At 71.7% G+C, this 16,345-nt stretch carries 19 protein-coding genes; 12 read left to right on the plus strand and 7 right to left on the minus strand.

Features of this window, described 5'->3' with window-relative positions; translation table 11 throughout:
* The 4 genes from QMF80_RS23340 to QMF80_RS23355 form a co-directional block, all read right to left on the minus strand.
* Positions 1 to 396 carry a DUF742 domain-containing protein gene (locus tag QMF80_RS23340; protein WP_283456299.1) on the minus strand — a complete coding sequence of 132 codons (396 nt, stop codon included), beginning with the start codon at positions 394 to 396 and terminating at the stop codon, positions 1 to 3.
* On the minus strand, positions 389 to 1,231 hold the full coding sequence (locus QMF80_RS23345) for a roadblock/LC7 domain-containing protein (RefSeq protein WP_283456301.1): 843 nt from the start codon (positions 1,229 to 1,231) through the stop codon (positions 389 to 391). Before QMF80_RS23345 ends, QMF80_RS23340 begins: the two co-directional genes overlap by 8 nt.
* A complete protein-coding gene (locus tag QMF80_RS23350) occupies positions 1,228 to 2,415 on the minus strand; it encodes an ATP-binding protein (protein WP_502962903.1) in 1,188 nt (395 codons plus the stop codon). Before QMF80_RS23350 ends, QMF80_RS23345 begins: the two co-directional genes overlap by 4 nt.
* Before the next feature lie 1,100 nt (positions 2,416 to 3,515).
* Positions 3,516 to 3,839, minus strand: coding sequence for a CorA family divalent cation transporter (locus QMF80_RS23355; RefSeq protein ID WP_502962904.1), 324 nt, complete (start codon positions 3,837 to 3,839; stop codon positions 3,516 to 3,518).
* Between the two features lie 372 nt (positions 3,840 to 4,211).
* On the opposite strand from QMF80_RS23355, the gene QMF80_RS23360 reads away from it, so the two are divergent.
* Together QMF80_RS23360 and QMF80_RS23365 are read left to right on the plus strand one after the other, a co-directional pair.
* A complete protein-coding gene (locus tag QMF80_RS23360; RefSeq protein ID WP_283456305.1) occupies positions 4,212 to 5,180 on the plus strand; it encodes a recombinase family protein in 969 nt (322 codons plus the stop codon).
* A gap of 25 nt (positions 5,181 to 5,205) precedes the next feature.
* Entirely contained in the window at positions 5,206 to 5,646 is a 441-nt protein-coding gene (locus tag QMF80_RS23365; RefSeq protein WP_283456307.1) for a hypothetical protein, read from the plus strand.
* Between the two features lie 72 nt (positions 5,647 to 5,718).
* Here the strand turns inward: QMF80_RS23365 and QMF80_RS23370 are convergent, their stop codons facing one another.
* The gene (locus tag QMF80_RS23370) at positions 5,719 to 6,888 is read right to left on the minus strand and encodes a hypothetical protein (RefSeq protein WP_283456309.1); all 1,170 of its coding nucleotides are present in this window, start codon (positions 6,886 to 6,888) and stop codon (positions 5,719 to 5,721) included.
* 329 nt (positions 6,889 to 7,217) lie between these two features.
* Here QMF80_RS23370 and QMF80_RS23375 point away from each other — a divergent pair, with 329 nt between their 5' ends.
* From QMF80_RS23375 to QMF80_RS23420, 10 genes are all read left to right on the plus strand, one after another.
* Complete coding sequence (locus QMF80_RS23375) at positions 7,218 to 8,075, plus strand: sugar phosphate isomerase/epimerase family protein (RefSeq protein ID WP_283456311.1); 858 nt, start codon at positions 7,218 to 7,220, stop codon at positions 8,073 to 8,075.
* Positions 8,072 to 9,007 (plus strand): Gfo/Idh/MocA family oxidoreductase, encoded by a 936-nt coding sequence (locus QMF80_RS23380; protein ID WP_283456313.1) that lies wholly within the window; start codon positions 8,072 to 8,074, stop codon positions 9,005 to 9,007. Before QMF80_RS23375 ends, QMF80_RS23380 begins: the two co-directional genes overlap by 4 nt.
* A complete protein-coding gene (locus QMF80_RS23385) occupies positions 8,955 to 10,181 on the plus strand; it encodes a methionine adenosyltransferase (RefSeq protein WP_283456315.1) in 1,227 nt (408 codons plus the stop codon). The genes QMF80_RS23380 and QMF80_RS23385 overlap by 53 nt, the downstream gene beginning before the upstream one ends.
* Entirely contained in the window at positions 10,178 to 11,056 is an 879-nt protein-coding gene (locus tag QMF80_RS23390) for a phosphoenolpyruvate carboxykinase (ATP) (RefSeq protein WP_283456319.1), read from the plus strand. Before QMF80_RS23385 ends, QMF80_RS23390 begins: the two co-directional genes overlap by 4 nt.
* Positions 11,053 to 12,102: a glycosyltransferase family protein gene (locus QMF80_RS23395; protein WP_283456320.1), complete on the plus strand. Its 1,050-nt coding sequence runs from the start codon at positions 11,053 to 11,055 to the stop codon at positions 12,100 to 12,102. The genes QMF80_RS23390 and QMF80_RS23395 overlap by 4 nt, the downstream gene beginning before the upstream one ends.
* Complete coding sequence (locus QMF80_RS23400; RefSeq protein ID WP_283456322.1) at positions 12,102 to 12,830, plus strand: coenzyme F420-0:L-glutamate ligase; 729 nt, start codon at positions 12,102 to 12,104, stop codon at positions 12,828 to 12,830. Before QMF80_RS23395 ends, QMF80_RS23400 begins: the two co-directional genes overlap by 1 nt.
* On the plus strand, positions 12,827 to 13,588 hold the full coding sequence (locus tag QMF80_RS23405; RefSeq protein ID WP_283456324.1) for an NAD-dependent epimerase/dehydratase family protein: 762 nt from the start codon (positions 12,827 to 12,829) through the stop codon (positions 13,586 to 13,588). Before QMF80_RS23400 ends, QMF80_RS23405 begins: the two co-directional genes overlap by 4 nt.
* A 14-nt stretch (positions 13,589 to 13,602) precedes the next feature.
* Complete coding sequence (locus tag QMF80_RS23410; protein ID WP_283456325.1) at positions 13,603 to 14,427, plus strand: shikimate dehydrogenase; 825 nt, start codon at positions 13,603 to 13,605, stop codon at positions 14,425 to 14,427.
* A 132-nt stretch (positions 14,428 to 14,559) separates the two neighbouring features.
* Positions 14,560 to 14,817 (plus strand): Thoeris anti-defense Tad2 family protein, encoded by a 258-nt coding sequence (locus QMF80_RS23415; RefSeq protein ID WP_283456327.1) that lies wholly within the window; start codon positions 14,560 to 14,562, stop codon positions 14,815 to 14,817.
* Positions 14,814 to 15,014, plus strand: coding sequence for a hypothetical protein (locus tag QMF80_RS23420; RefSeq protein ID WP_283456329.1), 201 nt, complete (start codon positions 14,814 to 14,816; stop codon positions 15,012 to 15,014). The genes QMF80_RS23415 and QMF80_RS23420 overlap by 4 nt, the downstream gene beginning before the upstream one ends.
* A gap of 114 nt (positions 15,015 to 15,128) precedes the next feature.
* Here the strand turns inward: QMF80_RS23420 and QMF80_RS23425 are convergent, their stop codons facing one another.
* Both QMF80_RS23425 and QMF80_RS23430 read right to left on the minus strand, forming a co-directional pair.
* The gene (locus QMF80_RS23425; RefSeq protein WP_283456332.1) at positions 15,129 to 15,344 is read right to left on the minus strand and encodes a helix-turn-helix domain-containing protein; all 216 of its coding nucleotides are present in this window, start codon (positions 15,342 to 15,344) and stop codon (positions 15,129 to 15,131) included.
* A gap of 112 nt (positions 15,345 to 15,456) precedes the next feature.
* Positions 15,457 to 16,197 (minus strand): hypothetical protein, encoded by a 741-nt coding sequence (locus QMF80_RS23430; RefSeq protein ID WP_283456333.1) that lies wholly within the window; start codon positions 16,195 to 16,197, stop codon positions 15,457 to 15,459.
* Between the last annotated feature and the right edge of the window lie 148 nt (positions 16,198 to 16,345).

The following is a 16,345-nucleotide window of genomic DNA, read 5'->3' on the forward strand; positions in this document are numbered from 1 at the left end:
TTACGCTCCGAATCGATTCTTCAGGCCCTCGAGCACGGCGCTGACCAGTTCTCTGTCGACACGTTCGGCGCGCGGTATCGGTGTCCTCGCGAGGATGAGGCTGTCCTCCTCCAACTGCGCCAGCAGGATGCGGACGATGCCCAGGGGCAGGTGCGTGTGCCCTGCCACCTCGGCCACGGACAGGAAGCCGTTCGCGACCAGGTCCATGACCTGCCACGCTTCCGGGGATAGCGTGCGCGCCGCGACCTGTCCTGTCTCTGCCGCCGCCGCCGTCACCAGCGTCGTGTGCTCGTACTCGTGGTCCGGGGGCAGCGCTCGTCCGTTCGTGATCACGAAGAGGGGAACTAACGGAGACGTCAGTTCCAGCTCTCCATCCTGTTCGGGCCCGTCAGGCATGGCCTGTCCCCTTCCCCTGTGTCGCCGACGCGGTCAGTCTGGGAACCACTTCGTGCAGCCGCGTGGTGAACTCTTCTATGTCGCAGTCGTGTTCGGCGGCAGCGGCCAGGAAGGCATCGGGGCCGGCCGCCATCAGGAAGATCCAGCCGTGCTGGAACTCGATGACCGTCTGACGCCATTGCGCGTCCTCGACGGCCCCCGCGAACTGGGAGGTGACCCGGCTGTAGGCGTGGATGCCGGTCATGGCCGCGGAGATCGTGTCCGCGAGGTCGCGGCTCATCCCGTTGGTCGCCCCGCGGGGAAGGCCGTCCGATCCCAGCAGCACCGCGTGGCGGGCACCCCTGACCTCGGACATCACCTGGTCGAGCTCGCCGAGGAAGAATCCCGCGTCACGGGAGCTCTGCTGCCGGGGGGTGTTACCCCGCGCACCTCCGGCGTCCTCGGAGCTCAGCCTCGGCGGCGAGGTGAGGTTGTTGCCCAGCCGGGCGACGAGGCGGTGCATGCGGAAGGAGATCTGCTGCATGTCCACATCGGGCGCGGCCGCGGCGGCGAGGTAGGAGCCCTGCCCCGCCCCGATCAGGAAGCTCCAGCCATGCGAGAACTCGATGATGGTCTGGTTCCACTGCCGGTCCTCCTCCGGTCCGGCGAAGTGGGCCGTCGCCCGGCTGAGCGACTGCATCCCGGCCATGGCCGCGGAGATGGTGCGCACGTCCTTCTCGGCCAGGCCCTCCGTCGCGCCGCGAGGAAGGCCGTCCGCGGACAGCAGGACGGCGTGCCGTGCACGGGGCACGTTGTGCACGATGTCCTCGAGCATCCACGACAGGTCTGCGGTCATGCGTCTTCGGGCCCTTCGAACGAGGTGGCGTCAAGGTCGCGACCGGAGAGCGTGCCGCGCTGGAAGGCCCCCAGGCTGCGCCCGGAAGCGCGGCCCGTCTCCCCCGGGGTCCGCGGCGCCGGCGAGGTGGTGTCGGGATCGGGGACGCTCGCGATGGGCGCCTGGCGTGCGCCGCGCTTGGGCAGACCGTGCATCGTGCGCGACGTCGCGCTCTGGGGCCGGCTCTCGGGGGCACGCCGGATGTCGCTGACCGGAGCCTCCTGGGCGGGCGGAATCTCCTCCATGGTCCACAGCTCCTCGGGCAAGAGGACGACGGCCCTGACGCCGCCGTATCGGGAGACTCCGGTGACGTCCACCCTGAAACCGTGCTGACGCGCGATCAGGCCGACGACCGGGAAGCCGAACTTCGGCTGCGTCCCGAGCTCCGACAGACGGGGGGCGACCGCTCCGGAGAGCAGCACGGTCGCCCGCTGCCGGTCTTCGTCGTTCATGCTGACACCGGCGTCGTCGATGACGATGCACAGGTTGTTCTGGACGCGCTGGAACGTCACCTCGATCGGCGCGTCGTGCTGCGAGAAGCTGGCGGCGTTGTCGAGCAGCTCCGCCACGGCGAGGGCGACGGGCGCGACCGCTGACGCCTTCAGGGCGAGACCGGTCTGCTGCATGATGGCGACCCGGTGGAAGTTGCGGATCTGGCCCTGGGCGCTGCGCACCACGTCGTAGACGCTGGCGGGCCTGTTGCGACGGCCGAGCGGCGCACCGCACATGACGGCGATGCCCTGGGCCTTGCGCGCCATCTGGGCGTTGGCGTGATTGACGTCCAACAGGTCGCTGAGGACGGCGTGTCCGCCGTACTTGCGCTGGATGCCGTCCAGCAGTGTCGTCTGCTCGGCCGCGAGGCTCTGCAGGAAGCTGGCGGCACCCTTGAGGACGGTCTTGGTGTTCTCCTCCGCCGCTTCCTTGGCTTCGCGGAGCGTGGCGTCCTGCTCGTTGCGGAACCTCTGCAGCTCGGCGCGCGACGAGTGCAGGTAGCTGTCTGCCGTGAGGAGCTGGTGCCTCAGTTCGGCCTCGGTATGCTGCTTCTTCGCCCCCAGCGCTCTGTTGCGGGCGACGAGTGCCACGACCGCGACAACGGCTATCGCCGCCACCGCAACCAAGCACCACACAAGTGCGTCTCGATTCATGGAAACCTTTCCCGGCGCGTGGCGTGCGGACGGCTGCGGATACATCTCGCGGGGACCCGCGACACAGCTGATCGGCACGGTTCACCTGCTGTTACGCGGAGAGCATGCCGCCGATCGCAAATCAGCATCTGTGGTCAAAATGGATCAAGATCACAGATGTCGGGATGCTATCACCGGATCTTCGCGCCCTCGGACGCCCGCTATGGCGCCGCATACGCCCAACCCGGCGGTCACAGAAGCGGGTTGACATGGCCTTTCGCCCCTGCGTCAGCCATCCGCCACCTCTCTCGCCACCATCCGTCAATCAGTTCTTCATAAGAGGAGTGACAATCTCTCACATCGATCTGAGGCACCGTCAACCGAGGTCCTGAAGGACCTCGTCGGCAGGTGGCGGCGCCCAGGCCGTAGGTGCCGGGTGCGTGTGGCGATTTTTCCCTGTTTGTGGACACCCGTCGAGGGTCGAATCGTGGGATCCCGGAGGGAGCGTCCTGGTGGGAGCGTGCTGGTGGGTTTGGCCGGATATTCGGGTGAGTTCACGCGGGACGCGGTCGAACCGCTGCGGCCAGCGGCTTGGCTGGTCCATGGTCGAGCGCAAGCGCGCCCACAGGCTCGTCGACGCCCTGGAGGCGGCCGTTGCCACCCGCGGCGGCTCGGTCGACGACGCTGTGTGCCACTCCGACCGAGGCGCGCGATATGCGTCGACGCCGTTCGCCGAGGCCTGCCGCGAGCACGGCGCCGCACCGGTCCGCGGGACGTGTCGGATCGAGCTACGGCAAGGCAAGGGCGAAGTCGCTCCTCGCCGGCGTCGGGCGCGAGGTGCTGCACGGCGAACGGTGGCTGAGGAGCGCTGAAGCCGGCATGGCCGTGCTTCTCTGGCATCCCTGGTACGCCTCGCACGCTTGGTACGACAACGACGCCGCCATCTCGCACTCGGCCCTATCAGCCCAGTGGAGTGCGAACAACGCATGATCGCGCCAAGTAGCTGTTCACGGATGTCTGCACAACAGGGCGAAGCCCATCCCCAGATTTCCCCCAGGGGCTTGACGGGGCGCTTGCCTGGATTCACAAGAGCTAATTCGATCAACAGTTTGATGTGCCGGCTACAGCCAGTCGCGCTTCTTGAAGATGACGTACAGGCTCACGCAGACCACTGTCATCAGCAGAATCGCGAACGGATACCCGAAGTGCCCGCTCAGCTCCGGCATGCTGGCGAAGTTCATGCCGTAGATGGTTCCCACGAGTGTGGGTGCAAACAAAATGGCGGCGCAGGAGGAGATCTCCTTGAAGTGGTCGCCCTCACGCCGCTGACGTGCGGAAAACGACTCGATAGGCTCTGACCTGCGGCGATCAACCTTTCGGCTTTTCCGCCGTGCTGCACGTCTGTGCAGCCGATCCTCCCCAGCCGCTCCGCAACGGGCCCTCATCCTCCCCAGATTCTTCACAGCCGCACCCGTCCCCGGAGGAACATCGCCGCTGGTCAGGGGATCGATCCAGGCGGCGGGACCGACTGCTCATGGTGGAGGCCCGGTTCTCGTATAGCTGACGCTGCCCGACAAGTAGCGCAGGGTAGTCGCCGCTACGTTCAGTGGTGATGCCAGTCGGCATGGTCGAATGGGGAGTGGGGGCGGAATCGGCCGTTTACGCCCCCGACCGTCGATCCATTGGCGAGAGGCGAACATACCGGGGCATTTCGGGGTGTCGATCCAATCCGCTCCACTCCACATTTGCGCCTCCCCATTCCGCCCCCTTACTGTCGCGTTCCGGCTCCCGCCGGGACGACAAAAAGGGGAGAGTGTGTGACAGACCGTCTGTATCTGCGGCATTCAACTGACAAGCAGACCAATGCCCGTCAACTTCACACTCTGGATAGTCTGCTCAAGTCCGGCGCACGTAAGTACGAGGACCCGGCCACCTCGTCCCGCGTCTACGCGATCAACCGGTCCGGGTTCTGTCGGCTGCTCGATGAGGCGGCGGTCGGCGACACCATTCGTATCGCGGATGCCGCGCGGCTGTTCCGCTCGACCAAGGACGTCATCCAGATCCGGGAAGTCCTCCAGCGGCGCGGTCTGCACCTGTACATCGCCGCCGGCGCGTGGTCCGGCTTCGACCTGGCGGCCGACGACCCGCAGACCAAGCTGTTCGTGACGATGCTTGCCGGGGTCCTGGAGTTCCAGCGCGACATGATCTCGGAGAACACCAAGGAGGGCGTGGCCGCCGCCGAAGCCTCCGGCAAGACCCTCGGCCGCCCGGCGTCTCTCGATGAGGAGGAGACGGCCAAGGTCATCGAGGCTTATGGGGAAGGCGCCGCGGTCAAGGCGCTGGCACGGCAGTTCGGCGTCGCGCCCAAGACGATCCGCCGCGTCTTGGACGCCGCCGGCGCCCGTGACCTCGCGGGCGCCGGCGAGCCGCAGGAGGGTACCGTCGACGCCGGGCAGGACAAGCCCGAGCCCAGCACCACGGTGGTCCTCGACATGCCCGGCCTGCTCGCCGACCTCCTCCAGGACACCCGGGACACCGCCGTCCGCGAGGCACTGCACAGAGGCCGCACCATCCGCCGGGGACAGGGCTACTCGGTGCGCGTCACCGCACCGCTCGCGCTCCACCAGGCCGCGCTGAAGCAGTGCGCCGCCCTCGCCGGCGGCGGGGCCCCGGCCGGGCGGAAGGCGTACCGCGCTTATGCCGACCGGATCACCGCGGTCACTCCCGGGGTCGACTCCGTCGCCCGTCACGTCGCCGCCCAGGATCCGGCCGCCCGTAGACGGTGACCCGCTTCCCGGTACGCTCACGGCCATGCCGTCCCATGCCAGCGATCCGCGTCATCAGCGCCTGGTCGCCGTCCTGCCGCCGCTGCTGGCCCGTACCTGCCCGCCGGACGGCGGCGGCTATGGCGGTGCCTACGAGTTGCGGCTGACCGGCCGCGAGGTGCGGGAGCTGGGCGGGCTGGATCTGCTGCGCTCCGCCCTTCGCGCGGCGGCCCGCTCGCAGGGCTGGACTCGGGTCGAGACGTACGGCACGGACACCGCGGTCGGGGAAGCGGTCGTCGGCGTCGTCGACCGGCGCGAGGCGCCCGGCGGGTTCGCCGAAGCGGTGGACCGGCACCGGCAGAAGCGGATGCGCACGGCCGTCGAGACGGTGGCGCGCAACAGGGCCGAGGGCACCCGGCGCACCGTGCCCGGCTCGGTGGTCCTGGCCGCCCAGGAGTTCCGGGCGGCGCTGGCCGACCTGGGCTGATCTGCGCGTCCTTCTCAGTAGAGCAGCGTCGGGGTCCCGGGCCCGGAAGCTTGTGGTCCGGCCTGAGCGGATTCACCTGCCCGTGTAGCGGGCGGTGTTGTCCAGGCGGGTGGTGAAGCCGCCGGTGGTGTCGCGGGTCAGCAGGAGCAGGGGTTCGGTGGCGGTCAGGTCGGTGGTGTCGGTGATGCCGCCGATCTTGCGGGTGGCGATGACGGCGATGAGGTCGCCGCCGGGGGCGAGGTTGTTGAGGTAGGCGGTGTTGCGCCGGCCGCGTTCTCCGTTGAGGAGGCATTTGGCGGCGCCGAGGACGCCGAGGGTCAGGCAGCCGCCGAGCAGGATGACGGTGGTGCCCTGGCCGAGGGTGAGGCGGGTGATGACGGTGAGGTCTGCCAGCAGCTCGCCCTCGGGTGCCCACAGGGGGGTGAGGCGGATGTCGCCGTGTCCGGGGAAGGTGATGGCGGCGTCCGGGGGCGGGGTGAAGCGGCAGGGCAGGTGCGGGCCGAAGTCGGCGTATGCGGTGTTGCGGTGCGGGGCGCCGAGCACGATCAGGCAGTCGGGTTCGGCGCTGTAGTACTCGCCGGGGTGGAAGTCGCGGATGGTGGCGGTGGGGAAGGTCTGGGCGAGTCGGACGCGTACGTAGAACAGGGCGTCGAGGTCGGCGAAGCCCGCGTAGCGGGCGTACAGCGGGTCGCCCGGGCGCTGTCGGTCGGTGCCCTTGGGGAGGGCGGAGCACACTACGTCGACGCGGGAGGTGGCGGTGACGCCGAAGAACCGGCCCGCCGTCTCGGACGCCCCGGTCGCGGTCGGGGCGGGTGCGTCGTCGGCCGGCGGGGGTGGTTCGGTGAGGTAGCTGCCGTCGGAGATGAGCAGGGCGAGGGTGTCCAGTGCCTGTCCGGCGTGGCGGCGCACCGTCTTGGCCGAGCAGCCCAGCACGCGGGCGAGGGATTCCTGCCGTTCGGTGAGGTGGGGCCAGGAGTGCTCGGGCAGCAGATTGAAGTCGGTGGCCGTGTAGCGGCGCTCGTGCGGGGATAAGGCGTCGATCGCCCTTCGCAGGGCCGCGACCAGGCGCGTGGTCTCGCTGCCTGCGCGGGACAGCGGCGGCTGGCGGGCCAGCAGCAGCGCCCGGAGCTGGTCGCTGAGGGCCGTCACGGCCCCGGGGTGGCCCAGGGCGGGGCCTTGGCGAAGCCGCAGCAGCTGGGCGCGTACGTCTTCGGGTGCGAGCCGGGGCGGGGGGACGGTCATGTGTCCAAGGGTTGTCCACCGGGCGGGATCTGTCCCGGTTTTGGGGCAGCGGACGGGATGTCTGCCCGGCCCGGGCCACGGCGACGATGGCCCGGCGCCCGCTTGATGTGGATGCGGGCCTGGTGCACCACGACGACAAGGGAGATCTGGTCATGCCGCAGCCTCCGCCCCCTCCGCCGCCCCCGCCTCCGCCGCCGCCGGTTGAGGTGCCGCCCCCGCCCCCGACGGGCAGGTAGCCGGGCCCCGGCCCGGCCGTGCCTCTCGCGGCCCCGGCGGACATGTCCGCCGGGGCCGCTGCCTTATCCGTTTCACCGAAGGAGAGATGGACCGTGGACGTACGCCCGGCCTCCGCGCTGGTACTCAATCCCGATGAGCTCGGCCCCGATCCGGCGGTGGGCATGGACCTTGCGGTGAAGCTGGGGATCGGGCAGCTGGAGATCCGCTCGGCCGAGGGTGCCAACGCGCTGACGCTGCCCGACGAGAGGCTGCGGCACATCCGTGCTCTGGCCGACGAGCGGGGCCTGGCGGTGGCGGCGCTGGCTTCGCCGCTGTGGAAGTGGTGCCGGCCCGAAGCGCGGCCGGGACGGGTGGACAGCTTCGGCTTCCCCACCCAGGTCCCGCCGGATGAGCGTCTGGGCTGGATCGAGCGGGCCATCGAGGCCGCACGGATTCTGGGCGCCCCGGTGGTGCGGGTCTTCTCCCACCTGCGCGTCGAGCCGGAGCTGACCGAGCAGCTGCTCGGTGACCCGCTGCTGGCCAAGGCCCTGGATGTGGCGAACACCGCCGGGGTGCGGCTGCTGCTGGAGAACGAGCCGGTGTGCACCGTCGCGACGGCGGAGCCGCTGCTGGAGGTCCTGGAGCGGTACCACGGGCAGGGCCTGGGGCTGTGGCTGGACGTGGCCAACCTCCACGAGGTCGGCCAGGCCACACCCGAGGTGGTGCGCGCTCTGGCCCCGTACGTGGGCTACGTACACGTCAAGGACTACCGCCCCGACGGGACCGGCGGGCGCATCTTCTGCCCGGCGGGCACCGGGTGCGTGCCGTACGCCGAGGTTTTGCCGCTGCTGTCCGCCGCTTGCCCGGTGCTGCCGTACGCGCTGGAGACCCATGTGCGCGACACCCCCGCCGATGCGATCACCGCCGGGGCCGCGTTCCTGCGAGCGACGGTGGCCGGGGGCCCGGCGTGAAGCGGGTGCTGCTGATCGGGGCCGGGGAGGTCGGCGCCCAGCACCTCGCCGCCCTGGCCGCCTTGCCCGGGGTGGCGGTGGCCGCCGTCGCGGATCCCGCCCCGCGCGCTGTACTGCCGCCGGGCATCGCACTGTTCGCTTCCTGGCGGCAGGCGCTGGCCGCCATGTCCCCGGACCTGGTGGTGGTGGCCGCCCCGCCCGCCACCGCGCTCACCGCAGCACGCGACGCCGCCGTGTCCGGGGCCGTAGTGCTCGTGGAGAAGCCAGCCACCACCGACCCCGCCGCCCTGGCACCCCGACCGGGCGATGAGCGGATCTTCGTCGGCTTCCAGCCGCACTTCGCCCCCGGCCTGGACGGCCTGCTCGCCCGGCCGCCGGCCGTCGAGCGCGCGGAGGTGCTGCTGGCGGTGCGGCGCGATCCTGGCTACTTCCGCGACTGGCGCCGCACCTACGCGACGGCCGGCGGGGTGCTGCACCAGCAGGCCATCCACGGCCTGGCCCTGGCCCTGCGGCTGACGCCCGGCGATGTCGAGACGGTGGACGCCACGGTCGTCCACCGGCGGGCTCTGGCGGAGACCGAGGACCGCATCAGGGCCGACATCACCCTGGCGGGCGGGCGGGCGGTGCACGTGGACGCCCGCGTCGACCACCACGGCCCGCCCCGCCATCACCTCGTGCTCCACCTCGCTGATGGACGACGCCTGCATGTACGCGGCCGGAACCTCGAAGCCGGACTCGGCGCCGCCCGGGCCGCCCCGACGCACGAGGAGCTGCGGCACCTGATGTACGCGGCCGTGCTCGACGCCGCCGCCGAAGGACCCGTTCATCCCTGCCTGTTCCCACTGTCTGCGCTCAGGCGCCCGCTGGAGGTGATCGACCATGTCTACCGCGACGCGAGGGTTGTCCGGGCTGCGGACTCCGCTGCCGCATGAACTGGCCGTCGAGGTCGTCGAGCGCAAGGGCGTGGGCCATCCCGACACCCTCGCCGACGGCATCGCCGAGCTCGCCTCCATCCGCTACAGCCGGTACTGCCTGGAGACGGCCGGGGCGGTGCTGCACCACAACCTGGACAAGGTCGCCGTCCTGGGCGGCCGGGCCGCGTTCACCGACACCGGCGGCGTCTACGACCGGCCGCTGCGGGTGATCTTCGGCGGCCGGATCTCCACCTCCTTCGCCGGACGGCCGCTGCCGGTACGGGAGATCCTTGAGCAGGCCGCCGTCGACCATCTGCGCACGGTGCTGCCGGGCTTCGACCGGGTCCATTTGGAGATCCGGCACGAGAGCACCGACTCCTCCAAGTTCCCCCACTGGTTCGCCCCCCGGTCCCTGGAAGACCTTCCCGAGCGGCCCCGGGCGTTCTCCAACGACACGGCCTACCTCGTCGGCTCGGCGCCGCGTACGCCCGCGGAGACCCTCGCGCTGCTGGCCGAAGCCTGGTTTCGCCGTCACGCGTGGGCGGGCAGCGACATCAAGGCCCTCGTCGTGCGCCGCGGCGAGATGTGGACGGTCACGGTGTGCGTGCCCGCGCTCGCCGGGCACCTGTCCACCTCGGCCGAGTTCGACGACGCCGTCACCGCCTCGGCCCGCCAGCTGAGCGCTGAGCTCGAACAGCGGCTGCCGGGCCGGGTGGAGGTGGTGTGCAACACCCGGGGCAGCCGCACCGGCCCCCTCTCCGGGCAGTACTTCACGCTGTCCGGCTCCGCGATCGACTACGGCGAGGACGGCCTGGTCGGCCGGGGCAACGCCCGTACCGGGGTGATCAGCGGCGCCCACCTCGCGGGCAACGAGGCCACGTTCGGGAAGAACCCGGCCTACCACGTCGGCAAGGTCGGCGGCTGGCTCGCCGACACCGCGGCCGACATGGTCGCCGCCGAGTTCGGGCCGTGCCGGATCGGCCTGCTGTGGCGCAACGGCGCCCCCTACGACCAGCCCGCTTCCATCGAGGTCACCACCGGCAAGGAGGCTGCGGCAGCCGAGGCCGAGAAGCTGGTGCGGGCGGCGCTGGCCCGTACCGACTGGCTTGATGACCTGCTGTCCGGCCGGTACCTGCCCCGCATCACACCCGTCGAGCAGCTGCTGGCCGACCTCGAAATGATGGCCGGATGAGCACACACCGGATCGGCACGGGCCACGTCTGCGCCGTCGTCGTGCTGCCCGACGGGCTGGACACCGCGGCCGCTGAGGCTGCGGGCCGGGCCCTGCCCGGCGGCTGGCACATGGAAGCGTCCGCCGCCGGTGTGGAGAGGGCGGCCGTCGAGATCACCGTCGGGGCGGCGGGCATCACCGCCGACGAGCACACCGTCCGCGTACGCCTGCCCCCCTCCGCCGCCGGCTCGGACACGTTGGCGTACGTCACCTATACCGCGCTGGAACGGGCCCGCCAGCAGCAGCACATGGTCACCGTGCACGCCACCGCCCTGTACGCCCCCGGCGGGCGGGCGGTGCTGCTGCTGGGCGCGAAGGGGGCGGGCAAGACCAGTACCGCCCTGGCCCTCGCCGAGCGGGGCTGGGTCCATGCCGGTGACGACCTGGTCGTCCTCGAAGGCGACGGCGAGGCCGTGGTGGTGTGGCCGGGCAAGCCCACCGCCGCGATCCGCGACCCGGACCGACCGCTCGCCCCCAAGCCCCAGCGCGGACTTGAGCCCTTCGCTACCGGCCCGGCCCGGCTGGGGCGGATCGTGCGCATGGCCGTCCACCCGAGCTTGACCACGGCGTCGCTGACGCCCGCGGTGCCGCTGTCGGTGAACGAGCGGCTGCGGCTGCACGAGAACCTGGCCCGCTACATCTCCGGCCTGCCCACCCCTCTCACGGGTGTGGATGCGGCGCCGTACGGGCCGGTGTGGCCGCTGGACACCGCTGCCCTGGCCCGCTGGCGAACCAGCCTGATCACCGCGCTGGAGAACCACCGGTTCGACTACCTGTACGCCCCCGGGGCCGAGGCCGCCGCCGACCTGCTCGCCGAGGAGGCCGCCGCCTCATGAGCGTTGCCGTGATCCTGCCCAGCCGCAACGAGCCGGCCACCATCGCCGCCGTCACCACCGCGGTGGACGCCGCCCTCGGCGACGAACAGGCGGTCATCATCCACGCCGACACCTCCGACACCCCGGACACCACCCGTCGCTTCACCGCCACGCCGACCCGGGCCCGCAAGGTCGCCCTGACGGGGCTGGTGCGGGGCAAGGGAGCCCAGATCCTGGCCGCCGCCCGCCGGCCGGAGACCACCGGCGCCCAGGCGGTGCTGATCGCCGACACCGATACCCGAAACCCCGATCCGGCCGTCTACCGCGCCCTGCTGGAGCGCGTACGGTCCGGCGCGGCCCTGGCGATCGCCGACTACCCGCGCCACTGGGACGAGGCCAACCTCACCAACCACCTCGCCCGGCCGCTGATCGCCGCCGCCACCGGCCACGACGTGCCCCAGCCGCTGGCCGGAGACCTCGCCCTCTCCCGTGAGGTGCTGGCCGCCGCCCTGCGGGCTGCCGACACCCTGCCCACAGAGCTGTCGGCGTGCGTGGACGGCTACGGCATCGACGCCTTCCTGCTGCTGACCGCCGCCCGCTTCGGCCCCCTCGCCTCCGTCCGGCTCGATGAGGCCAAGCGGCACGCCGGGTCCTTCCCCCACTTGCCGGACATCTACCACCAGGCCGTCCCGGTGCTGCTGCACCTGACCGCCGTATGGAACCCGCCGCCCGCCCGTGGGCTCCACGCGGCGGTGTACCGGGCCGCCGACCGTGTGCTTGAACCCGGCCGTCTCCAGGCCATGCTGACCACGCTGGACGGCCTCGCCCCACCCCTGGGCGGATACGATGAACGTCCCTGGCCGCTGCCCGCCGCGGACGCCTGGCACGCCGTCAACTCCGGCATCCCGGCATCCGAGGCGGCCCGCCAGCTGTGGCCGCACTATCTGCTCCGCGTCCGCGACTGGCTCACCAGCGGACAGGACGCCACCACGGCGCAGCGGGCCCGAAAACTCGCCGCCGCGCACGCCCGCCTGCACACCGCCCTCACCCCGCCAGGAGCTTCGTGATGACCGCCGCCTCCACCTCCGGCTTCTCCGCCTTCGCCCTGGAGCCCTTCCCGGAACTCCACCCCGGCGACGACCTGGCCGGCGCCATCACCGACGTGATCACCCGCACCGGCACCGGCCTGCACCACGGGGACATCGTGGTGGTGGCCTCCAAGGTCGTGTCCATCGCGGAGAAGCGGTACGTCGACCTCGCCGGCGTCACGCCCTCGCCCCAGGCGGTGGAGATCTCGGCCCAGACCGGAAAGCCGGCCGAGATCGTCCAGCTCATCCTCGACAACTCCACCGAGCACTTCCTGGCCACCGAGCGCGGCCCGATCATCGCCCGGCACACCCTGGGCTACCAGCTCACCTCGGCCGGGATCGACCGCGCCGGCAGCGAGGGCGCCTGGCTGCTGCCCGTGGACCCTGACGCCTCCGCCCGCGCCCTGCGCGACGCCCTGATCACGTACACCGGCGCCGACATCGCCGTGGTCATCGCGGACTCCGACGGCCGCGCCGACCGGCGCGGGGCAACCGTCATCTCCATCGGCGCCGCCGGCATCAGCCCGCTGAGGGTCACCGAGCACGACGGCAAGCGGCAGGAAGAGACCTTCACCGACCTGATCACCGCAGCCGCCGGGATCATCCTGGGCCAGCGCGGCCGCGGCGCCCCCGTCGCCGTCCTGCGCGGCATCAACTACACCGCGAGCGACGACGGTGTGGCCGCGATGCTCCACCACCGGCCGTGACCTGGCTGATCACCGGCGCCAGCGGGGAGATAGGCACCCGCCTCGCCGCCGAGTTCGCCGCCCACGGCATCGCGCTGCGGCTGCTCGACCGCCGCCCACCGGCTGCCGGGCCGCCCGCGGGCGCCGAGTTCGTCCAGGCCGACCTGCGCGACCAGGACGCGGCCGAGAAGGCCGCCGCCGGGATATCCGCGCTCATCCACCTCGCGGGCGTCACCCACGAGGGGCCCTTCGCCGAGATGGTGGAGCACAACATCACCGCCACCCACCACATTCTGGAGGCGGCCCGCCGCCAGCAGGTGCCACGCGTGGTGCTGGCCAGCAGCCACCACGTCACCGGCATGAACCCCACCGGCGGGCCGCCGGAGAAGGCGCCGCTGGCGCCGGACAGCTTCTACGCCGTCAGCAAGACCGCCATGGAGGCCCTCGGCCACCTCTACGCCCACAAAGGCAACATGGAGGTCGTCGCCGTACGCATCGGCAGCTACCGCACCCATCCCAGCGAACCCCGACACCGGGCGACCTGGCTCAGCCCCCGCGACGCCACCACCCTGCTCTACGCCGCCGCCACCCAGCCCCTGCCCAGCCCCTTCCTCACCGTGTACGCCACCTCCGGCAACACCGAACGCTGGTGGCCCCGCACCGGGTGGGACACCCTCGGCTACCAGAGCGCCGACAACGCCGGCCAGCACCCCGACCCCGGGCCGCTCACCGACCGCTTCACGGGCGGCTCCTTCGCAGACCACCAACTCCCCACGTAGGAATGGCCCCCGCGATGAAGCAGCTCGCCGTCCTCGGCTCGCCCATCGGACAGGCCCTCTCCCCGGTGCTGCACCACGCCGCCTACCGGGAGCTGGGCCTGGACTGGACGTACCGCGCCATCGACTGCACCCCTGACCAGCTGCCTTCCTTCCTCGCCTCGCTGGACGGGAGCTGGGCGGGGCTGTCGCTGACCATGCCCCTCAAACGCGCCGCGCTGCCCCTGCTCGATGAGGTCTCCGACACCGCGGTGGCCACCGGCACCGCCAACACCGTCACCGTCCGCGGCGGCCGGCTCCTCGGCGAGAACACCGACGTCGAGGGGATGCTCCAAGCCCTCCTTGACTGCGGGGTCACCCGGGTGGAATCGGCCTGCGTGCTCGGGGCGGGCGCGACCGCCGCCACCACCCTCGCCGTCCTGAACACGCTCGGCTGCACCGAGGTGACCGCCATCGCCCGCGACCCCGACCGGACCGGCGAACTGGCCGAAGCGGCCGAGCGCATCGCCATCGCCCTGCGCATCCGGCCGTGGAACGAGGCCGCCCGCAACCTGGACGCGGGCCTGGTCGTCTCCGCCCTCCCGCCCGCCGCCGCCGACCCCCTCGCGTCCCTGTGGCCCGCCGCCGGGAACACGCTGCTCGACGTGGTCTACCGGCCCTGGCCCACCCCGATCGCCCAGGCCGCCCGGCGGGCGGGCAGCCCCGTCATCGGCGGCCTGCCCATGCTCTGCCACCAAGCCGCCCGGCAAGTCGAACTCCAGACCGGCCACCACCCCGCGCCCCTGCCCGCGATGCGGGAGGCGGCCGAACGCGCCCTCCGTGAAGTGACGCCGGGCGCGTAGGGGAGACTGGACGGGCCCGGCGGCGTGCCAACGTCCGGCCGATGCTGCCGCCGCCGGGCACCTCCCGAACACCGCCACAGTCCTCACCGGAAGCCTGTTACGGCAGGTAAGCAACGCGTTACGCTCACCGGTATGGACTTCTCCGCGGCGCTGGAGCTGATGAAACACGAGGGCCGTCGCATGGCCCGCCGCAGCTGGATCCAAAGCGGCAAGTACGTGTACCTGGAGCCCGAATCGGCCTGTATCACCCCCGACAACCTGGACCGCGTCCTCGAAGCCCACCTGCGGTTCGTCACCGCGGGCAGCACCGTCCAGGCAGGGGTACAGCCCTCGCACGCCGGACTGCTCGCCGAGGACTGGTACGACATCGACGCCGAGACGCAAGGGTGACTGCGCGGCGGGAGCTGACCCGCACCCAGTGGACCGCCTTCCACTCGGCCTACCTGCGCTCGAACACCGCCGCCTGCCCCCAGTGCGCCACCTTGGGGGAGACGGTGCTCAAGCCGCTGGACCGGGTGGTGCGCTACGCGTGCGGGCACGAGCTGGCCCTTCCACCGAACACCGACCCGCTGACACGGCCGCGCTGACCGCGCCGCCGGCCGGTTCCCCGGCGTCCGCCCGTCTGCCGAACGGCCCTTGCTCACCCGGACGCCGGGCGCCGAGCAGCGGGGCACCGCCCTTTCGCCGATGGAGACCGGGAATCACTCTTCACCCGCCGGGCTCTGGGCGCCCCCGCGCGAGCGGAACACGACCCCGGCGTCGGCGAGGAGACGGTGGACCCCACCGTAGGAACGGCCGCTGGACTGGGCGAGCGCGCGGATCGAGGTACCCGCCTCGTACTGGGCCTTGAGCCCGGCGACGACCTCGTCACGCTCCGGGCCGGGCAGCAGACGGCGGGCCGGTGACTTCCTGGACATGAACGAATTCCTCCCACGAGAGCGCCAACCCCGCCATGATCACCCGATGTGGACGGCGGCGGCCACAGGTTCGACCGATCCCACCGCAGCCCGGCCCCTGGGGCCGGGGATGTCAGTGCACTCCGTGGCAGTTCGGATCGGTGCAGGCCCCCAGCTCGAAGGAGCGGTCCGCCGGCGGCGCGTCCTGCCACTGGGCCCGGATGGCCTGAAGCCTGGCCACGTCCGAGGCGATGTCCGGCAGATCCTCGCGCAGCCGCGTCGCCCACTGCTCGGTCAACGCCTTGCCGTTGACGTACAGCTCGCCGTCGACGCCGCCGACCGCGACCAGCACCCCGCGCTGCGAGGGGATCACCATCGCGCCGACCGCTTCGGAGACCTTGCCCTGCCGCACCAGGGCCTCGATCCCGGTCCGGGCCCTGGCCATCGCCGCCTCATCGACCGGCGGCATCGGGTCCGGGCCGCGCGGCGGCTCCAGCATCGTCACCCCGTCCTCGGGGCCGCCTTCCAGGCCGCGCCCGGCGGCCTGGTTGTTCTCGTAGAAGGTGACCATCTGCGCCAGGAACGGCATCTCGACGCGGAGCCGGTCGGCTGCCGACGGAGTCAGCCGCTCACCATTGGCCAGCAGCTGCCCGCTCTTGCCGACCGCGACCGAGAGCACCTTGCCGTCCGGGGTGAAGTGGTACTTCGTCTCCGCCCCCTCCTCCATCAGCCCGGCCGCCACCGCCCGGTCCCACGCCTCCCAGCGCTCCTTCATCGCAGCCTCGAACCACGGCGGTACGTCTGTATCGCTACCGGCCACGCGCCGGCGCTTGTCACGCCGGGCCTGCTTCGCCCGCTTTGCATCCCGTCCCACCGGCATCTCCTCGCCACTCAGCCCCCGCACCGACCAACGACCGACCCACGGGCAAGGTGCGAGAGGCACCACCGAACAGGCGAAAACCGTCCCGGCGGCAGGGAGGGGGAGCCACCGGGACGGTTCGGCATCGAGCGTAGAGCCGACG

This window comes from Streptomyces sp. G-G2 (genome assembly GCF_030063135.1).
GTDB lineage: Bacteria > Actinomycetota > Actinomycetes > Streptomycetales > Streptomycetaceae > Streptomyces.